Raw genomic sequence first — 19,601 nt, 5'->3', positions numbered from 1 at the left:
AACGCCTTCTCGATCACCTTCGGCGACCGGTTCCCGGCCGCCGAAACCTACTAACCAAAGACGCCGGAAACACCGTTAGCGAGACAGTCCCCCGCGCCGTGCCGCGCTTCCGTGCTCGCGCCGCGCTTCCGCGCGCCTACGCCGTCACACCGTGCGGCGCTCGCGCCGTGCCTGCGCTTACACCCTGCGGTGCCGGCGCTGTGCCGCGCCTACGCCGTGCCGCGCCCCCGCTCCCACGCGGTGCCGCGCTCACACCGCGTCCTCGCTCGCCCGCGCTAACACCGTGCCGCGTTCGCGCTCACACCGTGCGGCGCCCGCGCCGTGCCCGCGTTCACGCCGTGCCGGCGCCGTGCCGCGCCCGCGCTCACGCTGCGCCGCGCTGTGCCGCGCCGCTCCGCGCCGCGCTGTGCCGCGCCGCTCCGCGCCGCGCTGTGCCGTGCCGCTCCGCTCCGCGCCGCGCTGTGCCGTGCTGTGCCGTGCCGTGCCGGGCCGTGCCGCGCCCCGGCGCCCGCGCTCACGTCGTGCCGCGCCGGAGCGGGTTAGGCGCACGCGTGCCGCGCCGGCGCCGTGCTTACGCGGTGCCGCGTCTGTGCTTACGCCGTGCCGCGTCTGCGCTCACGCCGTGCCGCGTCTGCGCTCATACCGTGCCGCGTCTGCGCTCATACCGTGCCGCGTCTGCGCTCATACCGTGCCGCGTCTGCGCTCACACCGTGCCGCGCTGTGCCGTGCTGTGCCGCGCCCCCGCTCAAGCCGTGCCCGCGCTCACGCCCTGCCGTGCTGCACCGAGCGCGCCTCCGCGCTCGCGCCGCGCTTACGCCGTGCCGCGCTTACGCCGTGCCGCGCTCACGCCGTGCCGCGCCGGAGTGGGGCTTAGGCGCACGCGTGCCGCGCCGGCGCCGTGCTACGCCGTTGCCGCGCCCGCGCCGCGACCCGCTGGGACGGCTCAGGCGCACGCTCCGCCATGACCCGACGTGCCGTGGCCCGCCGGAGTCTGGCACAACGCGTCGCCTGCGATCCCGAGGCGGGGCGACGACGGCCGCGCTGGTGCGGGCGCGACCGCTCGGGTTCGGTCCACGGGGTCAGGCGGGGCGGCCGATCTCGTAGGTCAGGTAGGCGAACGGCCCGCGCTGCTCCACCGCCGTCAGCGAAAGCCGGGACGAGGTCATCCGGCGTGGCAGGAGTGGGGCGCCCGCTCCCAGCGTCACCGGTGCCACGCCCAGGATGAGTTCGTCGAGCAGGCCCGCGTCGGCGAAGGCTCCGGCCAGTTCGCCGCCGCCGACCACCCACACGTTCTTGCCCTTCGCGGCCGTTGTCATCGCCTCGTGCACCGGGCGCACGTCGCCTTGCACGAAGGTCAGGTTGGCTCCCGGGATGCGGGGGAGGTCGCGGTGGGTGAAGACCCAGGCCGGGGTGTCGCCGTAGTAGTCCGCCCATTTGATGGGCTGTTCAAGCAGGGCGTCGTGCTCGAGGACCCACTCGTAGGTCGTGGCGCCCATGGCGAAGGCGCCCACCTGCGCGAAGAAGGCGCCGAAGGAGTTGTCGTCGCCGTCGCCGATCTCGAATAGCCAGTCGAGGGAGTTGTGCTGGTCGGCGATGAAGCCGTCGATGCTGGTCGCCGTGTAGAACTGCGTCTTCGCCACGGTGTCACCCTGCCACGGGGGTACGACAAGTCACGCGTCGTTGCGTAGGACCAGGATCGCGATGTCGTCGCGGGGTTCCTCGACCGAGAAGTTGATCGTTGTGGAGCGCAGCCGGGCCGCCATCACGTCCGCCGGATATCCGGCCAGCGGGGCCGCCGCGTCGCGTAGGCGGGCCGTGCCGAAGAGTTCGCGGCCGCGGCGTCTTTCCGTGACGCCGTCGGTGTAGAAGATCAGTGAGTCGCCGGCGTGGAGTCTCACGGCCGCGTCCGGGGAGGTGATGGCCTCCAGTAGGCCTAACGCCGTGCCGCCTTCGCCAACGAACGAGGCCTTGCCGTCGGATCGGACCAGGACCGCCCGGTCGTGGCCGGCCAGGTGCAGGCAGACGTCCAGGTCCAGGCCGTTGCGGAACACCGAGGCCATCGCCAGGGTGCAGTAGCGTCCGCCGCCGCGCTGGACCAGGGTGCGGTTGACGCGGTCGAGGATTTCCTTCATCGGCTTGCCGTCGTCGACCAGGATCCGGATGACGTCGCGGACCAGGCCGGTCACCGTCGCGGCCTGGACGCCCTTGCCGGACACGTCGCCGACGACCACTATCCAGCCGTCGTCGGTGGGGACCACGTCGTAGAAGTCGCCGCCGACCTCGGAGCCGGTCGGGACGTACTCGGCGGCGAAGCCGACGCCCTGGACGTGGGGGAGGGCCGGGGGGAGCAGCGAGGCCTGCAGGGTGCGGGCCACCCGACGCCGTTCGTCGTGGATGCGGGCGTTGTCGATGGCGAGCGCCGCCCGGCGGGCCACGTCCTCGAGGACGGCGACCTCGTCCACGTCGTGGCGGTGCCGCAGGTGGCGGCCGACGGCGAGGGTGCCGAGGCGCTGCCCTCGGGCGACCAGCGGCACCGCGAAGCCCTCCGACGGGGAGCCCAACATGACCTGCTGGCCGAGCCGGGACGCCTCTTCCAGCCGGGCGGAGATCGAGTCGGGGCCGGTTTCGGAGAGGGCGGCGTACAGGTGGGCGACGGCCGCCTCGTCGGCGTGCGTCGCCGCGGCCAGTTGGAGCCGGCCCCAGGTGTCGGTGGTGTGCACCGCGCACCACTGGCCGAGGCGGGGCACGACGAGCTGCGGGATCAGTGCCATGGTCAGGTTGACGTCGAGGGACTGGGCGAGCAGTTCGCTCGCCTCGGCCAGGAACGTGAGCCAGGTCTGCCGGAGCAGGTCGGTGCGGCGGAGCCGGTCGTTCTCCAGGTGCAGCGAGAGTCGTTCGGCGACGATCGTGGCCAGCGGCTGCGCGTAGCCGTCCGGGGAGGCGTCCAGCTCCAGCTCACCCACGTACGGTCGCTGCACGGCGAGTGGCACCCGGATGGTCGCCGCGTCCGTGCGTGGGGTTCTGCCGTGCCGGGCGAGGACCTGGCGGCCGCCGCCGTCGCCGCGGTCGAGCCGGAGCACCCCGCCGGTCGCGCCGGTGAGCCGGGCGAGCCGGGCCAGCAGGTCGGTGGCGAATTCGGCGAGTGCTTCCTCGCCCGCGCGTTCGGGGTCTGTCTGGAGCAGCGTGGTGAGTTCGCCGACGCTCGGGGTGGTGTCTCCCTCGGCCACCGGCAGCGCGGTGGCGGTCGGGGTCGCGCGGGCCTCGAGGCGGAACCAGACGCCCTTGCCGGTGCCCTCGTGGACGGTGCCCCAGCGGCTCGCGAAGTGGTCGACGAGCAGCAGGCCGCGACCGCGCTCGGCGACCTCGCCGATGTCGGATTTGTCGTTGCGGGGACCGACCGCGAGTTCCTCGACGGGACCGGGCGCGAAATCGGTGACGGTCACGGTGAGTCCGCCCGCGTCGGCGGCGACCTCGATGTCGAGCTCCGTGCCGGCGTGCACGACGGCGTTCGTTGACAGCTCGGTGGTCAGCAGCAGCGCCTCGTTGACCAGGCCCTCGAGCCCGGTTTCCTCCAGCACGGAGCGCACCAACGCGCGAGCGGCGGCCGGCGTACGCCGGTCGTTGGGCAGCCGTACACGGCGCACCAGGGCACCCGCGGCCCCTCCTGCCTCCACCGACACGCATGCATCCTCTCCTGTCGGTGGCGGTATGCACAAAGCCATCACTCGCAATGACCCGGCCGGGCGAGAGATGATGGAACGCCCCCAGCCGGTGGACAGCGAGTGAGGACAGCATGACTGCGGCGAAAGAGGTCAGCGTCGGCGTGACCGACGAGACCGCCCTGCTCGGTGAGGTTGCCGACGCGCTCCGGCGGGTACGACGCGGCGATCTGAAGGTGCGCCTGGCCCGGCGCAGCGGCTCGTTCGGTGAGCTCGTGGACGCGTTCAACGAGGTCGTGTCGTTGCAGGAGCGGCAGAATCTCGACGTCCGGCGGATCAGCCGCACGGTCGGGCGCGAGGGTCGATTGACCGACCGCCTCGACGAGGAGGGCCTAGACGGCGCCTGGGCCGACTCCGTGCGCTCGGTCAATTCGTTGATCGACGACCTGGCTCGACCGACCACGGAGATCTCCCGGGTCATCGTCGCGGTCGCCGAGGGTGACCTCTCTCAGCACATGGCTTTGGAGATGGACGGGCGACCCCTGAGGGGTGAATTCCTGCGGATCGGCCGGACGGTGAACACGATGGTGGACCAGCTGTCGTCGTTCGCCAGCGAGGTGACGCGGGTGGCCCGCGAGGTCGGCACCGAGGGTGAGCTCGGCGGTCAGGCCGATGTCCGCGGCGTCGCCGGCACGTGGAAGGACCTCACCGACTCCGTCAATACGATGGCGTCCAACCTGACCCACCAGGTGCGGTCGATTTCTCAGGTGGCGACCGCCATGGCCCGCGGCGACCTGTCCCAGAAGATCACGGTGTCGGCCCGTGGTGAGGTCGCGGAGCTGGCCGACACGATGAACGGCGTGACGGACACGCTGCGCCTCTTCGCCGAGCAGGTGACGCGGGTGGCCCGCGAGGTGGGCACGGAGGGCAAGCTCGGCGGCCAGGCGGACGTGCCGAACGTGGCGGGAACGTGGAAGGACCTCACCGACTCGGTGAACTCCATGGCCTCCAACCTGACCAGCCAGGTTCGCAACATCGCCCAGGTGTCGACGGCGGTGGCCAAGGGCGACCTGTCGCAGAAGATCACGGTGGCCGCGCAGGGCGAGATCCTCGAGCTGAAGGACACCGTGAACACGATGGTGGATCAGCTGTCGTCGTTCGCCGACGAGGTGACGCGGGTGGCTCGCGAGGTAGGCACCGAGGGCCGGCTGGGCGGCCAGGCGCAGGTGCGCGGCGTCTCCGGCACCTGGCGGGACCTGACCGAGAACGTCAACCAGCTGGCGGCCAACCTCACCGACCAGGTTCGCAACATCTCGCAGGTGTCGACGGCGGTGGCCAAGGGCGACCTGTCGCAGAAGATCACGGTGGACGCCCGCGGCGAGATCGCGCAGCTCAAGAACACGATGAACACCATGGTGGATCAGCTGTCGTCGTTCGCCGACGAGGTGACGCGGGTGGCCCGCGAGGTCGGCTCGGAGGGCAAGCTGGGTGGCCAGGCGCAGGTGAAGGGCGTCTCCGGCACGTGGCGCGACCTGACCGACAACGTCAACTACATGGCGTCCAACCTGACCAGCCAGGTCCGCAACATCGCGTCGGTGACCACGGCCGTGGCCAAGGGTGACCTGTCGCAGAAGATCACCGTCGACGCGCGCGGTGAGATTCTGGAGCTGAAGTCGACGGTGAACACGATGGTGGATCAGCTGTCGTCGTTCGCTGACGAGGTGACGCGGGTGGCCCGCGAGGTGGGCACCGAGGGCAAGCTGGGCGGCCAGGCGCAGGTGCGCGGGGTGGCCGGCACGTGGCGCGACCTGACCGACAACGTCAACTCGATGGCGTCGAACCTGACGGCCCAGGTCCGCAACATCGCGCAGGTCTCGACCGCCGTCGCCCGCGGCGACCTGTCGCAGAAGATCACGGTGGACGCCCAGGGCGAGATCCTCGAGCTGAAGTCGACGGTGAACACGATGGTGGATCAGCTGTCGTCGTTCGCCGACGAGGTGACGCGGGTGGCCCGCGAGGTCGGCTCGGAGGGCAAGCTGGGCGGCCAGGCGCAGGTGCGCGGGGTGGCCGGCACGTGGCGCGACCTGACCGACAACGTCAACTACATGGCCTCCAACCTCACGGCCCAGGTCCGCAACATCGCGTCGGTGACCACGGCCGTGGCCAAGGGTGACCTGTCGCAGAAGATCACCGTCGACGCGCGCGGTGAGATTCTGGAGCTGAAGTCGACGGTGAACACGATGGTGGATCAGCTGTCGTCGTTCGCCAACGAGGTGACGCGCGTCGGCCGCGAGGTCGGCATCGAGGGCAAGCTCGGCGGCCAGGCCCAGGTCAAGGGCGTTTCCGGTACGTGGCGCGACCTCACCGACAACGTCAACCAGCTCGCGTCCACGCTCACCACCCAGCTCCGCGCGATCGCCGAGGTTTCCACGTCGGTGACCCTCGGCGACCTGACGCAGAGCGTCACCGTCGAGGCCCAGGGCGAGGTGGCGGAGCTCAAGGACAACATCAACCAGATGATCGTGACCCTGCGGGAGACCACCAAGGCGAACGCCGAGCAGGGCTGGCTGGACTCCAACCTCGCCCGGATCGGCGGCCTGCTGCAGGGCCAGCGCGACCTCGGCGAGGTCTGCCGCATGATCATGACCGAGGTGACGCCGCTGGTCGACGCGCAGCTCGGTGCGTTCTTCCTCGTCGACAACGAGGAAGCGGTGATGCGGCTGCGCCTCGCCGCGTCGTACGGCTATGTCGCCCGCAACCACGAGGTGACGTTCGGCCCGGGCGAGGGGCTCGTCGGGCAGGCGGCGGTCTCGCGCCGGACGATCAGGGTGCGTGCCACCCACGACGGGGTGCTCACCATGCGGTCGGGCCTGATGTCGATGCCGCCGAGTGACCTCGTCGTGCTCCCGGTGCTCTTCGAGGGCGAGATGTTGGGCGTCATCGAGTTCGCGTCGGTCGTCGCCTTCAGCGGGCTGCACCTGACGTTCCTCGAGCGCCTGGTCGCCACGATCGGGATCGCGCTGAACACCATCCAGGCCAACCGGCGTACGGAGGAACTGCTCGCCCAGTCGCAGCGGCTGGCGCGCGAGATGCAGGACCAGTCGGCCGAGCTCCAGCGCACCAACGCCGAGCTGGAGGACAAGGCCCAGCTGCTCAGCGAGCAGAAGGGCAACATCGAGACGAAGAACCGGGAGATCGAGCTGGCCCGGCTGGGGCTGGAGGAGAAGGCCCAGCAGCTGTCCCGGGCGTCGGCGTACAAGACCGAGTTCCTGGCGAACATGAGCCACGAGCTGCGTACGCCGCTCAACTCCCTGCTGTTGCTGGCCCGTCTGCTCGCCGAGAATTCCGAGAAGAACCTGACCGAGAAGCAGATCGAGTTCGCCCGGACGATCCACAGCGCCGGTTCCGACCTGCTGTCGTTGATCGACGACATCCTCGACCTGAGCAAGATCGAGGCGGGCCGGATGGACGTCGAGCCCGACGAGGTCGACTTCGAGGAGGTCCGCAGCTACGTCGAGCAGGCCTTCCGCCCGCAGACCGACGAGAAGGGCCTGGAGTTCCGGGTCGACGTCTCGCCGGAGCTGCCCCAGTCGATAGTTACCGACGCTCAACGTCTCCAGCAGATCCTGCGCAACCTGCTCTCCAACGCGGTCAAGTTCACCGACACCGGCTCGGTCACGCTGAGCATCTTCCCGGCGCCGCTCGACAGCGAGTTCGACATTCCGTCACTGTCCGCCGCGGAGCATGTGGTGGCCCTCGCGGTGACCGACACGGGCATCGGCATCTCGGACGAGAAGCTCAGCCTGATTTTCGAGGCGTTCCAGCAGGCGGACGGCACGACCAGCCGCAAGTACGGCGGCACCGGCCTGGGCCTGTCCATCAGCCGGGAGTTCGCCGCCCTGCTCGGGGGCACGATCGTGGTCTCCTCGGTGCCGGGGGAGGGCTCGACGTTCACCCTCTACATGCCGGACGCGCTGGTTCCCGACGCGGTTCAGGTGACGGTGCCGCAGCTTGGTGTGGAGGCGGTGATCCCGTCCCGGGCGGCGCTGACCCCGCTGGACGTGCCGCTGCTCACCCCCCAGCACGGCCCGGAGCAGCACGCGGTCACGGCGGCGAGCAGGCAGCTCGACGGCGCCACCGTGCTGATCGTCGACGACGACGTCCGCAACGTGTTCGCCCTGACCAGCGCGCTGGAGATGCACGGATTGCACGTCCTCTACGCGGATAACGGCGTCGACGGGGTGCGGCTGCTGGCCGAACATCCCGAGGTCGACATCGTGCTGATGGACGCGATGATGCCGGACCAGGACGGGTACGAGACGACCCGGGGAATCCGCCGGAATCAGCGTTTCCAGGACCTGCCGGTAGTGTTCCTGACAGCAAAGGCGATGCCCGGCGACCGAGAGTCGGCGCTGGCGGCGGGGGCGAGTGACTACATCACCAAACCCGTCGATCTGGACCGGCTCATCGAGCTCATGGCCCGGTGGGTGAACGCGTCCGACAGCTCCGGGACGGAGAGTGAACGTGGCTGACCGAGCGAAAGCTCTTCTGGTCGACGACCGGCGCGACAACCTGCTTGCCCTGGAGGCCATCCTCCAGGGCCTGCCCGTGCAGGCGGTGGCGGTGGAGAGCGGGGAGGCGGCCCTCAAGCAACTCCTCGTCGACGACTTCGCGGTCATCCTGCTCGACGCCCAGATGCCCAACATGGACGGCTTCGAGACGGCGAGCCACATCAAGCGCCGGGAGCGCACCCGGCACGTCCCGATCCTGTTTCTCACCGCGGCGGACCGTGACGCGCAGCTCGCGCTGCGTGGTTATGCGGTCGGCGCGGTGGACTACCTGACCAAGCCGTTCGATCCCTGGGTCCTGCGCGCCAAGGTCTCCATCTTCGTCGAGCTCTGGACCAAGACGCAGCAGCTCAAGGCCCAGGCCGAGACGGTGCGTGAGCGCGACGCCCAGTGGCAGCGCCTGACGGATCTGGTGGACGAGGCGGCCCGCAAGCTCCGCGCCGGAGGCGGCAACGCCGCGGCCGAGGCGCTGGAGTTGCTGGAGAAGGCCCGCTGGGGCAACTGAGACTGGGTAAGTGAGAAGGAGCGGTCAGGCGGTCGACGAGATCATCAAGGCCGATCGCAGCCCGGTGATGTCCAGCACGCGCATCAGGAAGTCGCCGACGTTGGTCAGGCTGAGGACGGCGCGGGCGTGCTGGGCCTTGCGGCTGAGGACCACCAGCGTGCCGAGGCCCTGGGAGTCGCAGAAGGTCACGCCCGCCATGTCGAGCTCGATGCGGGCCGGCGGCTCCTGCAGGACGTCGTTAACCATCGCCGACAGCCTCGCCACGGTGAGCACGTCGATTTCCCCGGCGAGGTGGAAGATGACCTCGTCGGGGGCGCGCTCTACGGCGATGGACAGCTCCGGTCGCTCCACCCCATCACCCTATCGCGGGTGGTCGAATCCGGCCTGTTGGGCGCGATTTCGAGCCCGGCGTCCGGCGGGTTCTCCAGTGATGTGAACAACGCTCGTGCGGGGCTGGGCGGACGCCGTCCGGAGCCCGCTGACAGAATAGGATCCGCCGTGACCACCTCATACCGCACCGCCGGCGCTCCGTACCCGGAGGACGCCCCGGTTTCCCAGGCCCTGTTCGACCGCGCCCAGGCCATCGTGCCCGGCGGGGTCAATTCACCCGTGCGTGCGTTCCGGGCCGTCGGCGGAGTGCCGCGGTTCATGGCGTACGGCGACGGTCCATGGATGGTCGACGCCGACGGGCGCCGCTACGTGGACCTGGTCTGCTCGTGGGGTCCGTTGATCCACGGGCAGGCGCATCCGGCGATCGTCGCCGCGGTCCAGGCCGCCGCCACGCGCGGCACCAGCTTCGGTACGCCGACCGAGGGCGAGGTCGAGCTGGCCGAGGAGATCGTCCGGCGCACCCCGGTCGAGCAGGTGCGCCTGGTCAACTCCGGCACCGAGGCCACGATGACGGCGATCCGGCTGGCCCGCGGCTTCACCGGCCGGTCCAAGATCGTGAAGTTCGCCGGCTGCTACCACGGGCACGTGGACGCCCTGCTCGCCGCCGCCGGTTCGGGCGTCGCGACGCTGGGGCTGCCCGATTCGCCCGGAGTGACCGGTGCGGCGGCGAGCGAGACGATCGTCGCGCCCTACAACGACGTCGCCGCGGTCGAGTCGATCTTCGCCGAGCGGGACGACATCGCCGCGATCATCACCGAGGCGGCTCCCGGCAACATGGGTGTGGTCGCGCCCCGCGACGGCTTCAACCGCCGGCTGGCCGAGATCGCGCACGCGAACGGCGCGCTGCTCATCGTCGACGAGGTCATGACCGGCTTCCGGGTCTCGGCGGGCGGCTGGGCCGGCCTCGAACCCGTCGACGCCGACCTTTTCACGTACGGAAAGGTCATGGGTGGCGGGTTGCCGGCCGCGGCCTTCGGCGGCCGGGCCGAGATCATGTCCCGGCTCGCCCCCGCGGGACCGGTCTACCAGGCCGGCACGCTCTCCGGGAATCCGCTGGCCTGCGCCGCCGGGCTGACCAGCCTGCGCCTCGCCGACGCCGCCGTCTACCAGCGCCTCGACGCGCTCTCCGCGACGGTCGGCAAGCTCGCCTCGGAGGCGCTCACCGCCGAGGGCGTCGCGCACCGGCTCTCGTACGCCGGGAATATGTTCTCGATCTTCTTCACCGATGCCGAGGTGGTCGACTACGACTCGGCGAAGACGCAGAACGCGGCCGCGTTCAAGGCGTTCTTCCACGAGATGCTCAGCCGCGGCGTCTACCTGCCGCCGAGCGCGTTCGAGTCGTGGTTCGTGTCGACGGCACTGAACGACGAGGCCCTGGAGACGATCGGTGCGGCGCTGCCCGCGGCGGCACGGGCCGCCGCGGCGGCGGGAGGTGCGGCATGACCGACTGCACCGAGCCTCACCCGCCGGCGGCGAACTACGGCCCGGACGGCGAGGGCCACGAGGGCATGCCAGGAGTTACAGCATGAGCGAACCGACCAAGACCACGGTGCACGTGCTGCGGCACGGTGAGGTTTACAACCCCGGCCAGATTCTGTACGGGCGCCTGCCCGACTTCCACCTCTCCGAGCTCGGCCGGCAGATGGCCAAGGCCGCCGCGGAGGTCCTCGCCGGCCGCGACATCACGCACGTCGTGGCGAGCCCGCTGGAACGCGCCCAGGAGACCGCCGAGCCGTTCGCCGAGCAGTTCGGGCTCGAGACGGCGACCGACGTTCGGCTCATCGAGAGCGCGAACTTCTTCGAGGGCAAGAAGGTCTCCGTCGGCGACGGCGCGTTCAGCAACCCGCGTCACTGGTGGGTGCTGCGCGACCCGATCACGCCGAGCTGGGGCGAGGCCTACCTGGTGATCGCGCAGCGGATGTTCGCCGCGGTCCAGGCCGCCCGGGTCGCCGCGGAGGGTCACGAGGCCGTCTGCGTGTCGCACCAGCTCCCCATCTGGACGCTGCGCCGCTACGTCGAGAAGAAGCGCCTCTGGCACGATCCCCGCCGCCGGCAGTGCGGGCTGGCGAGCCTCACCTCGTTCCGCTTCGAGGGTTCGAGGGTGGTCGGCATCGACTACTCCGAGCCGGCCGCCGCGCTGATCGCGATGTCGCCCGGCGCCGGGACAGCCAAGGGGGCATGACCGTGCGCCGGCTTCCCGCTGTCGTTCTCACCGCCGCCGTCGCCGCCGGGGCGTTGACGGGCTGCGGCGAGGAAAGTTGGGAGAAAAGGTGCACGACGAACGCGGACAACGTCATCGAGTGCACCCCTGAGCAGCGCCCCGAGGCCCGCGAGGTGACCGGCGAGCTGCTCGCCGGTGGCACCTATGACGTGACCCAGGACCGCGGCAAGGTCGTGGTGGTCAACTTCTGGGGTTCCTGGTGCAACCCGTGCCGGGCCGAGGCGGACGACCTCGAGGGCACCTACCAGGCGACCAAGGCGAAGAACGTCACCTTCGTCGGGGTCAACTCGCGCGACGACCGGGACGCGGCGAAGGCGTTCGAGCGCGGCCGGGCGACGTATCCGAGCATCTTCGACCCGAACGGCAGCGTCGCGCTGAAGTTCGACGTCACCCAGGTCAGCACCCCGGCGACGCTTATTCTCGACCGGCAGGGCCGGATCGCGGCCGCCATCCGAGGCGCCACCACGATCGGCGTGCTGCAGCCGGTGGTGGAGCGCATCGCCGCCGAGGGCCAATCCTGATGGGTCAATCGTTCGCCGACACCGCCAGCAACGGGCCTCTGCTGCTGGCGATCGCCGCTGCCGCGGTGGCCGGGCTGGTCAGCTTTCTGTCGCCGTGCGTCCTGCCTCTCATTCCGGGCTATCTGTCCTATGTGACCGGTCTGGCCGGTTCGGACCTGGACGACACCGCGCAGACCCGCACCAAGGGCCGCATCCTCGCCGGCACCAGCCTCTTCGTGCTCGGATTCGCCGTCGTCTTCTCGCTGTCGGCGGCGTTGGTGGCGAACGTCGGCAAGACGCTGCAGACCCACAAGCAGACGCTGAACATCGTGCTCGGCGTCCTGATCATCCTGCTCGGTCTCGCCTTCCTCGGGCTCGTCCCCGGCATGCAGCGCGAGGTGCGGATAAATCGCCTGCCGAACGCCGGGCTGCTGGGCGCGCCGGTCTTCGGCGCCCTCTTCGCGATCTCCTGGATCCCGTGCGTGGGCCCGACCCTCGGCGCGGTCCTCGGCCTCGCCACGACGGCGGGACAGACCGACCGGGCGGTGACCCTCGCGCTGGCGTACAGCCTCGGTCTGGGGTTGCCGTTCGTGCTCTTCGGGCTCTTCTTCCGGCGGCTGCTCGGCGTCTTCAAGGCGGTCCGGCGCAACAGCCGGTGGGTCACCCGGATCGGCGGGGCGCTGCTCATCGTCGTCGGCGTCACACTGGTCACGGGAGGTTGGAACACCTTCCTCATCTGGCTGCAGACCACGTTCGTGTTCGATCGGACGCTGCTGTGACGGCCGTCGACGAGCGTCCCGCGCCGGCCGCCGCGCCGCCGCCGCGCCTGCCGCGTCGGCTCTGGGCGCTGCTGCGCAACTCGTGGCGTCAGCTCACCAGCATGCGTACGGCGCTCGTGCTGCTCTTCCTGCTCGCCGTCGCCGCGATCCCCGGCTCGGTGCTGCCGCAGCGCTCGGTCAACACCGAGAACGTCGCCGGCTACTTCCGGGAGCATCCCGTCCTGGCGCCGGTCCTGGACCGGCTCGGCGGCTTCGAGGTGTACGCGTCGCCCTGGTTCGCCGCCATCTACCTGCTGCTGTTCACCTCGCTGATCGGCTGCGTAGTGCCGAGGCTGCTGGACCACGTTCGCGCGCTGCGCACCGTACCCCCGGATGCTCCTCGGCGGATGGAGCGGCTGCCGCGGTTCGCGGCGGCACAAGAGCGACCCGACGATCCGGCGGCCGCGGCGCGGGTCGCCGCCGCCGCGCTGCGCAAGCGCCGCTTCCGCACGGTCGTGCGCGAGAGTGAGAGCGGCATCACGGTCTCGGCCGAGAAGGGCCACCTCAAGGAGACCGGCAACCTGCTCTTTCACCTCGCCCTGCTCGCGGTCCTGATCGGGGTGGGCTTCGGGCACTGGTACGGCTGGCACGGCAACCGCCTCCTCGTGCAGGGCGCGGACCAGGGCTTCTGCAACTCGGTGACGCAGTACGACGAGTGGTCGCTCGGCCCCCGCGTCGAGGCCGCCGACCTGCCGTTCTTCTGCCTGCGGCTGAACGATTTCGAGGCCGCGTTCCAGCCGAGCGGCCAGCCGAAGGAGTTCGACGCCACGGTTGAGGTGCAGGAGCGGCAGGACGGGCCGTGGCGGTCGGACCGGTTCACGGTCAACGACCCGCTTCGGTTGTCGCGCGCCAACGTCCACCTGCTCGGTCACGGCTACGCGGTGGTCCTGCGCTACACCGACCGGTACGCCGTGCAGCAGACCAAGATCGTCCCGTTCCTGCCGCGCGACGGCATGTTCACCAGCGAGGGCGTCGCCCAGTTCCCGGACGTGAACATCGACCCGAAGACCGACAAGCGCGCCGAGGATCTTCAGGTCGGCTTCGAGGGCGTCTATCTGCCCACGGTGGATCCGAAGGGCGGCCCGTCCTCGGTGTTCCCGGCGGAGAACGACCCTGTGCTGTTCCTCAACGCATACCGGGGGAACCTCGGCGTCGACGCGGGCCTGCCGGGCTCGGTGTATTCCCTGGATCGCGCGCAGCTCGTCAACGGCCGGCTCAAGCAGGTCAACGGCAAGCGGCCGCAGCGGCTCACGCCGGGAGAGTCCTGGACCCTCGACGACGGCACCAAGCTGGAGTTCGTCGGCACCCGCCCGTTCGCGACGCTCGCGGTCCGCTCCGACCCCACACAGCCGCTGGTCCTCGGCGGCGCGGTCATCGGCCTGATCGGGCTCATGCTCTCGCTGGCCGGGCACCGGCGGCGGCTGTGGTTCCGGATTACGCCCCGTGACGGGTCCGGTAGTTTGATGGAGGCCGGTGGCCTTCCGCGTACCGACTACCCGGGCTTCGACGAGGAGTTCGACCAGATCGTGGCGGCTGCCCGCGGTCTCAGTGAAGGGACGCCGTGATGGCGGAGTTGTCGAATCAGTTGATGGCCGTCACGGTCGTCGCCTACCTCGTCGCGATGGTCTGCCACGCGGCCGAGTACGCGTTCGGCAACAAGAGCCACATCGGCCGCGCGGCCACCCGCCCGGCCCGCCAGCTCGTCGGCGCGGGCGCCCCGATTGTCGACGAGCCTCCCGTCAACCCAGTCGAGGAAACCCCACGGCGCGATCGCGGTGCCCAGCTCGGACTCGCCGGCGTCGTCTTCAACTGGCTGGCGTTCGCGCTGCACGTCGGCACGGTGGTCACCCGCGGCATCGCGGCGGACCGCATGCCCTGGGGCAACATGTACGAGTTCATCCTGGCCGTCACGCTGGTCGGCTCCGCGGTGTGGCTGGGGGTGCTGACCCGCAAGCCGGGCGTACGCCACCTCGGGCTCTTCGTCGCCCTGGCGCTGGTCGTGCTCCTCGGCGCGGCCGGGCTGATCGCGTACACGCCGGTCGGGCCGTTGGTGCCGGCCCTCAACTCGTACTGGTACATCATCCACGTCTCGACCATCATCGCGTCCAGCGGCATTCTGCTGGTGGGCGCGGTCCCGGCCGTGATGTTCCTCCTCCGCAGCGGGTACGACCAGGGCAAGCGCAGCTTCCCGTACACGCTCGGTGCGAAGGCCCCGGCCGCGGCGACGCTGGAGCGGCTGACCTTCCGCATGCACGCGTTCGCGTTCCCGCTCTTCACCTTCGGCGCGCTGATCGCCGGCCCGCTGTGGGCGGAGGCTTCGTGGGGCCGCTACTGGGGCTGGGACCCCAAGGAGGTCTGGGCGTTCATCTCCTGGATCGTGTACGCCTGCTACCTGCACGCCCGCGCCACCCCGAGCGTCAAGCGCACGACGGCGACGTGGATCGCCCTGCTGGGCTTCGCGACCATGCTGATGAACCTGTTCGGCGTGAACCTGTTCTTCGAGGGCCTGCACTCCTACGCCAACGCCGGGTAGCGCCCGGCGGTCAGCCGCCGAGGACGTTGAGCAGGCTGCGCTCCGCGGGCTGGATGTCTCCGACGACGCCGGCGTCGCCCGAGGGCTGCGGGGCGGGTGCGGCCGTCAGCCCGCCGCCCATGCCCCCGGCCGGGCAGTCACCCGCTGTCCACGTGTCGTAGTGGGTGATCCAGTCGAGGCAGAAGCCGCCGCCGCGCTGCTGGGCCATGTCGCCCGTGAGGGTGTCCACGTCCTCGCGCCAGAAGCGGCCCTGGCCGCCGCCGGCGGGCCGGAGCTGGACGTTGTCCACGGTCACCGCCGGGACGCGCAGTCGCGCCGGCCGGCCGGAGTCGACGTGCACCTCGACGTACTGCTCGACGTACGCGCTGGAGCCGATCGGCAGCTTCTGCGCGGTCAGCAGGTTCCAGCGGTTGTTCCACCACAGCCAGGCCTGCCAGACGTTGTCCGCGTCCGTGTGCAGGTCCAGCCAGACCTTGTCGCCCGGCTTGAGCCGGTACTGGTCGTAGAACTGCCAGGTCTTCGTATTGGTGTTGAACGTGTAGATGTGCTGGCGGCCCTGGCCCGCCCAGCCCGTCTCGGCCCAACCGGCCTCGAGCCAGGCGATGTTGCCGCCGCCCAGGTCGCGCTTGACCATGAACCGGCCGGCGACGAAGTCGTAGGTGTTGCGCCGGATGGCGCCGTCGACGATCCCGACGCGCCCGGTGACGCCGCTCCACTCGCCGCCGGTGCCCGCGCCGAGGTGGTGATAGCCACTCGGTGTGCTGTTCTCCCGCATCCGGTCCAGCCGTACGGCGGATTCGAGCACCCGGGTCGAGGCCCGGCAGGCGCCGCGCGCTTCCCGGCTCGCCGGGCCGGTCGGAGCCGTCGTGGAGGCGCCGCCGGGCGGGCACACCGGCAGCCCTCTGCCGCGTTGCGACGCCGCGGGCGCCGCGATCGCCACGCCGGTGACCAAGCCCGCCAGGGCACACCACCGTGCCACGCTGGAGAATCTCACGCCGCCACCGCCCCCGGACCTACGAATCAACCGCTGACTCAACGCCGGAGGAGATCACCGGGTGACGGGTGACAGACTGGGGGCATGGCTGCGAAAGGCTTTCCGTTTCACGATTTGCAGGGCTTCATCTCGGCACTGGAAGCGGCCGGTGAGCTGCGCCGGGTGCGCGTACCCGTCGATCCGACGCTGGAGATCAGCGAGATCGTGACGCGGACGGTCCGCGCCGGCGGCCCGGCCCTGCTCTTCGAGCGACCCACCCGCGGTGAGATGCCGGTCGTCGTCAACCTCTTCGGTACGGAGAAGCGGATGGCGATGGCCCTCGGCGTCGAGACGCTGGACGAGGTCGGCGACCGGATCGGCGCGCTGATCAAGCCCGAGCTGCCGGTGGGCTGGTCCGGCATCCGCGACGGCCTGGGCAAGGTGTTGCAGCTCAAGTCCGTGCCGCCGAAGAAGGTCAAGACGGCGCCGTGCCAGGAGGTCGTGCTCAAGGGCGACGAGGTGGACCTGGATCGGCTGCCCGGCCTGCGGGTGTGGCCCGGTGACGGCGGCATCTTCCACAACTTCGGCCTGACCCACACAAAGCACCCCGAGACAGGCAAACGCAACCTCGGGCTCTACAGGTTGCAGCAGCACTCGAAGAACACGCTGGGCATGCACTGGCAGATCCACAAGGACTCGACCGCCCACCACGCGGTGGCCGAGCGCCGGGGTGAGCGGCTGCCCGTCGCCGTGGCGATCGGCTGCGACCCGGTGGTCAGCTATGCGGCCAGCGCGCCGCTGCCCAGCGACATCGACGAGTACCTGTTCGCGGGCTTCCTGCGCGGCGAGCGGGTCGAGATGGTCGACTGTCTGACCGTGCCACTCCAGGTCCCCGCCCAGGCGCAGATCGTGCTCGAGGGCTACCTCGAGCCCGGGGAGCGCGCGCCCGAGGGGCCGTTCGGCGACCACACCGGCTTCTACACGCCCGTCGAGCCCTTCCCGGTGCTGCACATCGAATGCATGACCATGCGCAAGCAGCCGGTCTACCACTCGATCATCACGTCGAAGCCGCCGCAGGAGGACCTCGGGCTCGGCAAGGCCACCGAGCGCATCTTCCTGCCCCTGCTGCGGATGCTGATCCCGGACATCGTCGACTACGACCTGCCGGCGGTCGGGGTGTTCCACAACTGCGTGATCGTCTCGATCCGTAAGCGCTACCCCAAGCACGCCCAGAAGATCATGAATGCGATCTGGGGCGCGCACCTGCTGTCGCTCTCCAAGCTCATCGTGGTGGTGGACGAGGACTGCGACGTGCACGACTACGCCGACGTCGCGTTCCGGGCCTTCGGCAACGTCGACTACGACCGCGACCTGCTGCTCAGCCAGGGCCCGGTGGACCACCTGGACCACGCCTCCTATCAGCAGTTCTGGGGCGGTAAGGCGGGCATCGACGCCACCCGTAAGCTGCCCGCCGAGGGATACACCCGCGGCTGGCCGGACGAGATGACCATGTCGCCCGAGGTGATCTCCCTGGTGGACAAGCGCTGGAAGGAATACGGCATATGACGGCGGTGGCGTCCGCACCGGAGCAACCGGGCCGGATCAAAGCGTTTCTCCGACTGGTCGCCATCGAGCACTCGGTCTTCGCGCTGCCCTTCGCCTATCTGTCCGCCGGGGTCGCGATGGACCGCGCGGGCGGCGTGCGCTGGTGGGACCTGGTGCTCATCACGGTCGCGATGGTGTCCGGCCGGACGTTCGCCATGGCGGCCAACCGCATCCTCGACCGCAAGATCGACGCCCTGAACCCGCGTACCCAGAACCGTGAGCTGGTGACCGGCGCGGTGAGCCTGCGCACGGCCTGGACCGGCGCCGCCGTCTCGCTGGTCCTGCTCTTCCTCGCCGCGGGCCTGCTGAACTGGCTCTGCCTGCTGCTCTCGCCGCTCGCGGTGCTCCCGCTGATCATCTATCCGTACGCGAAGCGCTTCACGAACTTCCCGCACTACGTACTGGCGTTGGCGCAGTCGGTGGCGCCCGTCGGGGCCTGGCTGGCCGTCACGGGCACGTTCGACGGCTCCGGGCCGGCCTGGCTGCTCGGCGTGGCGGTGGGCCTGTGGATCGGCGGCTTCGACCTCATCTACGCCTGCCAGGACGCCGAGGTCGACCGCCGGATCGGCGTGCACTCCACCCCGGCGCGTTACGGAGTGCCCGCGGCCCTGCACCTGTCGACCGCCACGCACGTCGTGACGTTCGCGCTGTTCGTGTGGTTCGGTCAGGTCGTCGGCCTCGGCTGGCTCTGGTGGATCGGCCTGGCCCTGACCGCGGTGGCCTTCGCCTACCAGCACCTGGTCGTGACGCCGAACGACCTGTCGAAGGTCAACCGGGCCTTCTTCACCGCCAACGGTTTCGTGGGCATCGCGCTGTTCGTCTTCGCCCTGCTCGATCTGGTGCTGCATCCTTAGCTGATGCGCATTCCGTGGATCGTCGGCGTCTCAGGGGCCTCCGGCACGCCGTACGCCCGTGCCGTGATAGGCGCGCTGCTGGACGCCGGCGAGGCCGTGGACCTGGTGATCTCCCGCGCGGCCCGGCTGACCCTGCTCGACGAGACCGGCGCGAGCGTCCGTGACGCGCACTGGAAGGACGACGTGGCCGCGTGGCTGGGACGGGATCTCGGCGTGGCCGACCTCGCGTACTGGCCCGCCGGAGACCTGGCCGCCGGGCCGAGCAGCGGCTCGTATCCGGCCCGGGGCATGGCGGTCGTGCCGGCGAGCACGGCAGCCTGCGCGGGCATCGCGATCGGGCTCTCCAAGGACCTGTTGCAGCGGGCCGCCGAGGTCAACCTCAAGGAGCGCCGGCGCACGGTCGTCGTGCCGCGCGAAACCCCGGTGACCCGCAGCCACCTGGAGCACCTCATCGCCCTGCACGACGCCGGCGCCGTGGTCCTGCCGGCGTCACCCGGCTTCTACGGCTCCGGTGCTGAGGCCACGGCGCAGCAGCTGGTGGACTTCGTGGCGGGCAAGGTTCTGGACGCGCTCGCCGTGCCGCACCAGCTCTTCACCCGCTGGCGCGGCGAACTCGGCGGCGGCGGCGCTTAGAAACGGCCCCGCTGAGATGTGGGCCCGCTTGGACGCGGCCCGCGCGGGCCGTTGGTCAGCGCAGTCCGTTGGGTGGGCCGTAGCCCGCGCCCGGGTTTGCCGGTCCCGCGTTGCGTGGCCGGTTGGCGGCGTCGTCCTCGCGCATTTCCTCGACCACGCCGTCGCCCTCGAGCAACGCGCGGACCTCCGACTCCCGGAACCGGCGGTGGCCACCCGGAGTCCGGATGCTGCCGATGCGTCCAGCGGCCGCCCATCGCGTAACGGTCTTGGGGTCGACCCGGAACAGCGCGGCAACCTCCCCTGGCGTCAGCAGTCGATCTCCTGTGTCCACGGCCCTCTCCC

The 19,601-nt window shown here is 70.5% G+C and carries 16 protein-coding genes; 11 read left to right on the top strand and 5 right to left on the bottom strand.

Annotated elements, in window-relative coordinates; translation table 11 throughout:
- Positions 1-1,079 precede the first annotated feature (1,079 nt).
- Entirely contained in the window at positions 1,080-1,640 is a 561-nt protein-coding gene (locus AB0M36_RS26830; protein WP_364162364.1) for a dihydrofolate reductase family protein, read from the bottom strand.
- 30 nt (positions 1,641-1,670) lie between these two features.
- Positions 1,671-3,680, bottom strand: coding sequence for a SpoIIE family protein phosphatase (locus AB0M36_RS26825; RefSeq protein WP_364162361.1), 2,010 nt, complete (start codon positions 3,678-3,680; stop codon positions 1,671-1,673).
- Between the two features lie 113 nt (positions 3,681-3,793).
- Here AB0M36_RS26825 and AB0M36_RS26820 point away from each other — a divergent pair, with 113 nt between their 5' ends.
- Together AB0M36_RS26820 and AB0M36_RS26815 are read left to right on the top strand one after the other, a co-directional pair.
- Positions 3,794-8,191: a HAMP domain-containing protein gene (locus AB0M36_RS26820; RefSeq protein ID WP_364162358.1), complete on the top strand. Its 4,398-nt coding sequence runs from the start codon at positions 3,794-3,796 to the stop codon at positions 8,189-8,191.
- Positions 8,184-8,732: a response regulator gene (locus AB0M36_RS26815; RefSeq protein ID WP_364162356.1), complete on the top strand. Its 549-nt coding sequence runs from the start codon at positions 8,184-8,186 to the stop codon at positions 8,730-8,732. Before AB0M36_RS26820 ends, AB0M36_RS26815 begins: the two co-directional genes overlap by 8 nt.
- Before the next feature lie 24 nt (positions 8,733-8,756).
- Here AB0M36_RS26815 and AB0M36_RS26810 read toward each other — a convergent pair whose 3' ends face one another.
- Entirely contained in the window at positions 8,757-9,083 is a 327-nt protein-coding gene (locus AB0M36_RS26810) for an STAS domain-containing protein (RefSeq protein ID WP_364162353.1), read from the bottom strand.
- A gap of 147 nt (positions 9,084-9,230) precedes the next feature.
- On the opposite strand from AB0M36_RS26810, the gene hemL reads away from it, so the two are divergent.
- From hemL to ccsB, 6 genes are all read left to right on the top strand, one after another.
- Complete coding sequence (hemL, locus tag AB0M36_RS26805) at positions 9,231-10,565, top strand: glutamate-1-semialdehyde 2,1-aminomutase (protein WP_364162350.1); 1,335 nt, start codon at positions 9,231-9,233, stop codon at positions 10,563-10,565.
- Between the two features lie 82 nt (positions 10,566-10,647).
- Positions 10,648-11,304 (top strand): histidine phosphatase family protein, encoded by a 657-nt coding sequence (locus AB0M36_RS26800; RefSeq protein WP_364162348.1) that lies wholly within the window; start codon positions 10,648-10,650, stop codon positions 11,302-11,304.
- Positions 11,301-11,864 carry a TlpA disulfide reductase family protein gene (locus tag AB0M36_RS26795; RefSeq protein ID WP_364162345.1) on the top strand — a complete coding sequence of 188 codons (564 nt, stop codon included), beginning with the start codon at positions 11,301-11,303 and terminating at the stop codon, positions 11,862-11,864. Before AB0M36_RS26800 ends, AB0M36_RS26795 begins: the two co-directional genes overlap by 4 nt.
- Positions 11,864-12,622: a cytochrome c biogenesis protein CcdA gene (locus AB0M36_RS26790; protein WP_364162342.1), complete on the top strand. Its 759-nt coding sequence runs from the start codon at positions 11,864-11,866 to the stop codon at positions 12,620-12,622. The genes AB0M36_RS26795 and AB0M36_RS26790 overlap by 1 nt, the downstream gene beginning before the upstream one ends.
- Complete coding sequence (locus AB0M36_RS26785) at positions 12,619-14,226, top strand: cytochrome c biogenesis protein ResB (protein ID WP_364162339.1); 1,608 nt, start codon at positions 12,619-12,621, stop codon at positions 14,224-14,226. Before AB0M36_RS26790 ends, AB0M36_RS26785 begins: the two co-directional genes overlap by 4 nt.
- The gene (gene ccsB / locus AB0M36_RS26780) at positions 14,226-15,194 is read left to right on the top strand and encodes a c-type cytochrome biogenesis protein CcsB (RefSeq protein ID WP_364162336.1); all 969 of its coding nucleotides are present in this window, start codon (positions 14,226-14,228) and stop codon (positions 15,192-15,194) included. Before AB0M36_RS26785 ends, ccsB begins: the two co-directional genes overlap by 1 nt.
- A gap of 10 nt (positions 15,195-15,204) precedes the next feature.
- Here the strand turns inward: ccsB and AB0M36_RS26775 are convergent, their stop codons facing one another.
- Positions 15,205-16,188, bottom strand: coding sequence for a hypothetical protein (locus AB0M36_RS26775; protein WP_364162333.1), 984 nt, complete (start codon positions 16,186-16,188; stop codon positions 15,205-15,207).
- Between the two features lie 84 nt (positions 16,189-16,272).
- On the opposite strand from AB0M36_RS26775, the gene AB0M36_RS26770 reads away from it, so the two are divergent.
- Genes AB0M36_RS26770 through AB0M36_RS26760 form a run of 3 tightly spaced genes read left to right on the top strand, consistent with a single transcriptional unit; the run spans position 16,273 to position 19,259 of the window.
- Positions 16,273-17,733 carry a menaquinone biosynthesis decarboxylase gene (locus AB0M36_RS26770; protein WP_364162330.1) on the top strand — a complete coding sequence of 487 codons (1,461 nt, stop codon included), beginning with the start codon at positions 16,273-16,275 and terminating at the stop codon, positions 17,731-17,733.
- Positions 17,730-18,626, top strand: a complete 897-nt coding sequence (gene mqnP, locus AB0M36_RS26765) for a menaquinone biosynthesis prenyltransferase MqnP (protein WP_364162327.1) — start codon at positions 17,730-17,732, stop codon at positions 18,624-18,626. The genes AB0M36_RS26770 and mqnP overlap by 4 nt, the downstream gene beginning before the upstream one ends.
- A gap of 3 nt (positions 18,627-18,629) precedes the next feature.
- The gene (locus tag AB0M36_RS26760; protein ID WP_364162324.1) at positions 18,630-19,259 is read left to right on the top strand and encodes a UbiX family flavin prenyltransferase; all 630 of its coding nucleotides are present in this window, start codon (positions 18,630-18,632) and stop codon (positions 19,257-19,259) included.
- 55 nt (positions 19,260-19,314) lie between these two features.
- Here the strand turns inward: AB0M36_RS26760 and AB0M36_RS26755 are convergent, their stop codons facing one another.
- The gene (locus tag AB0M36_RS26755; RefSeq protein ID WP_364162321.1) at positions 19,315-19,590 is read right to left on the bottom strand and encodes a BldC family transcriptional regulator; all 276 of its coding nucleotides are present in this window, start codon (positions 19,588-19,590) and stop codon (positions 19,315-19,317) included.
- Positions 19,591-19,601: the final 11 nt, after the last annotated feature.

Source organism: Actinoplanes sp. NPDC051346 (assembly GCF_040682215.1).
Taxonomy (GTDB): Bacteria; Actinomycetota; Actinomycetes; order Mycobacteriales; family Micromonosporaceae; genus Actinoplanes.
The sequence above is the reverse complement of the archived record's forward strand: the minus strand, read 5'-3'. Positions and strand labels throughout refer to the sequence as shown.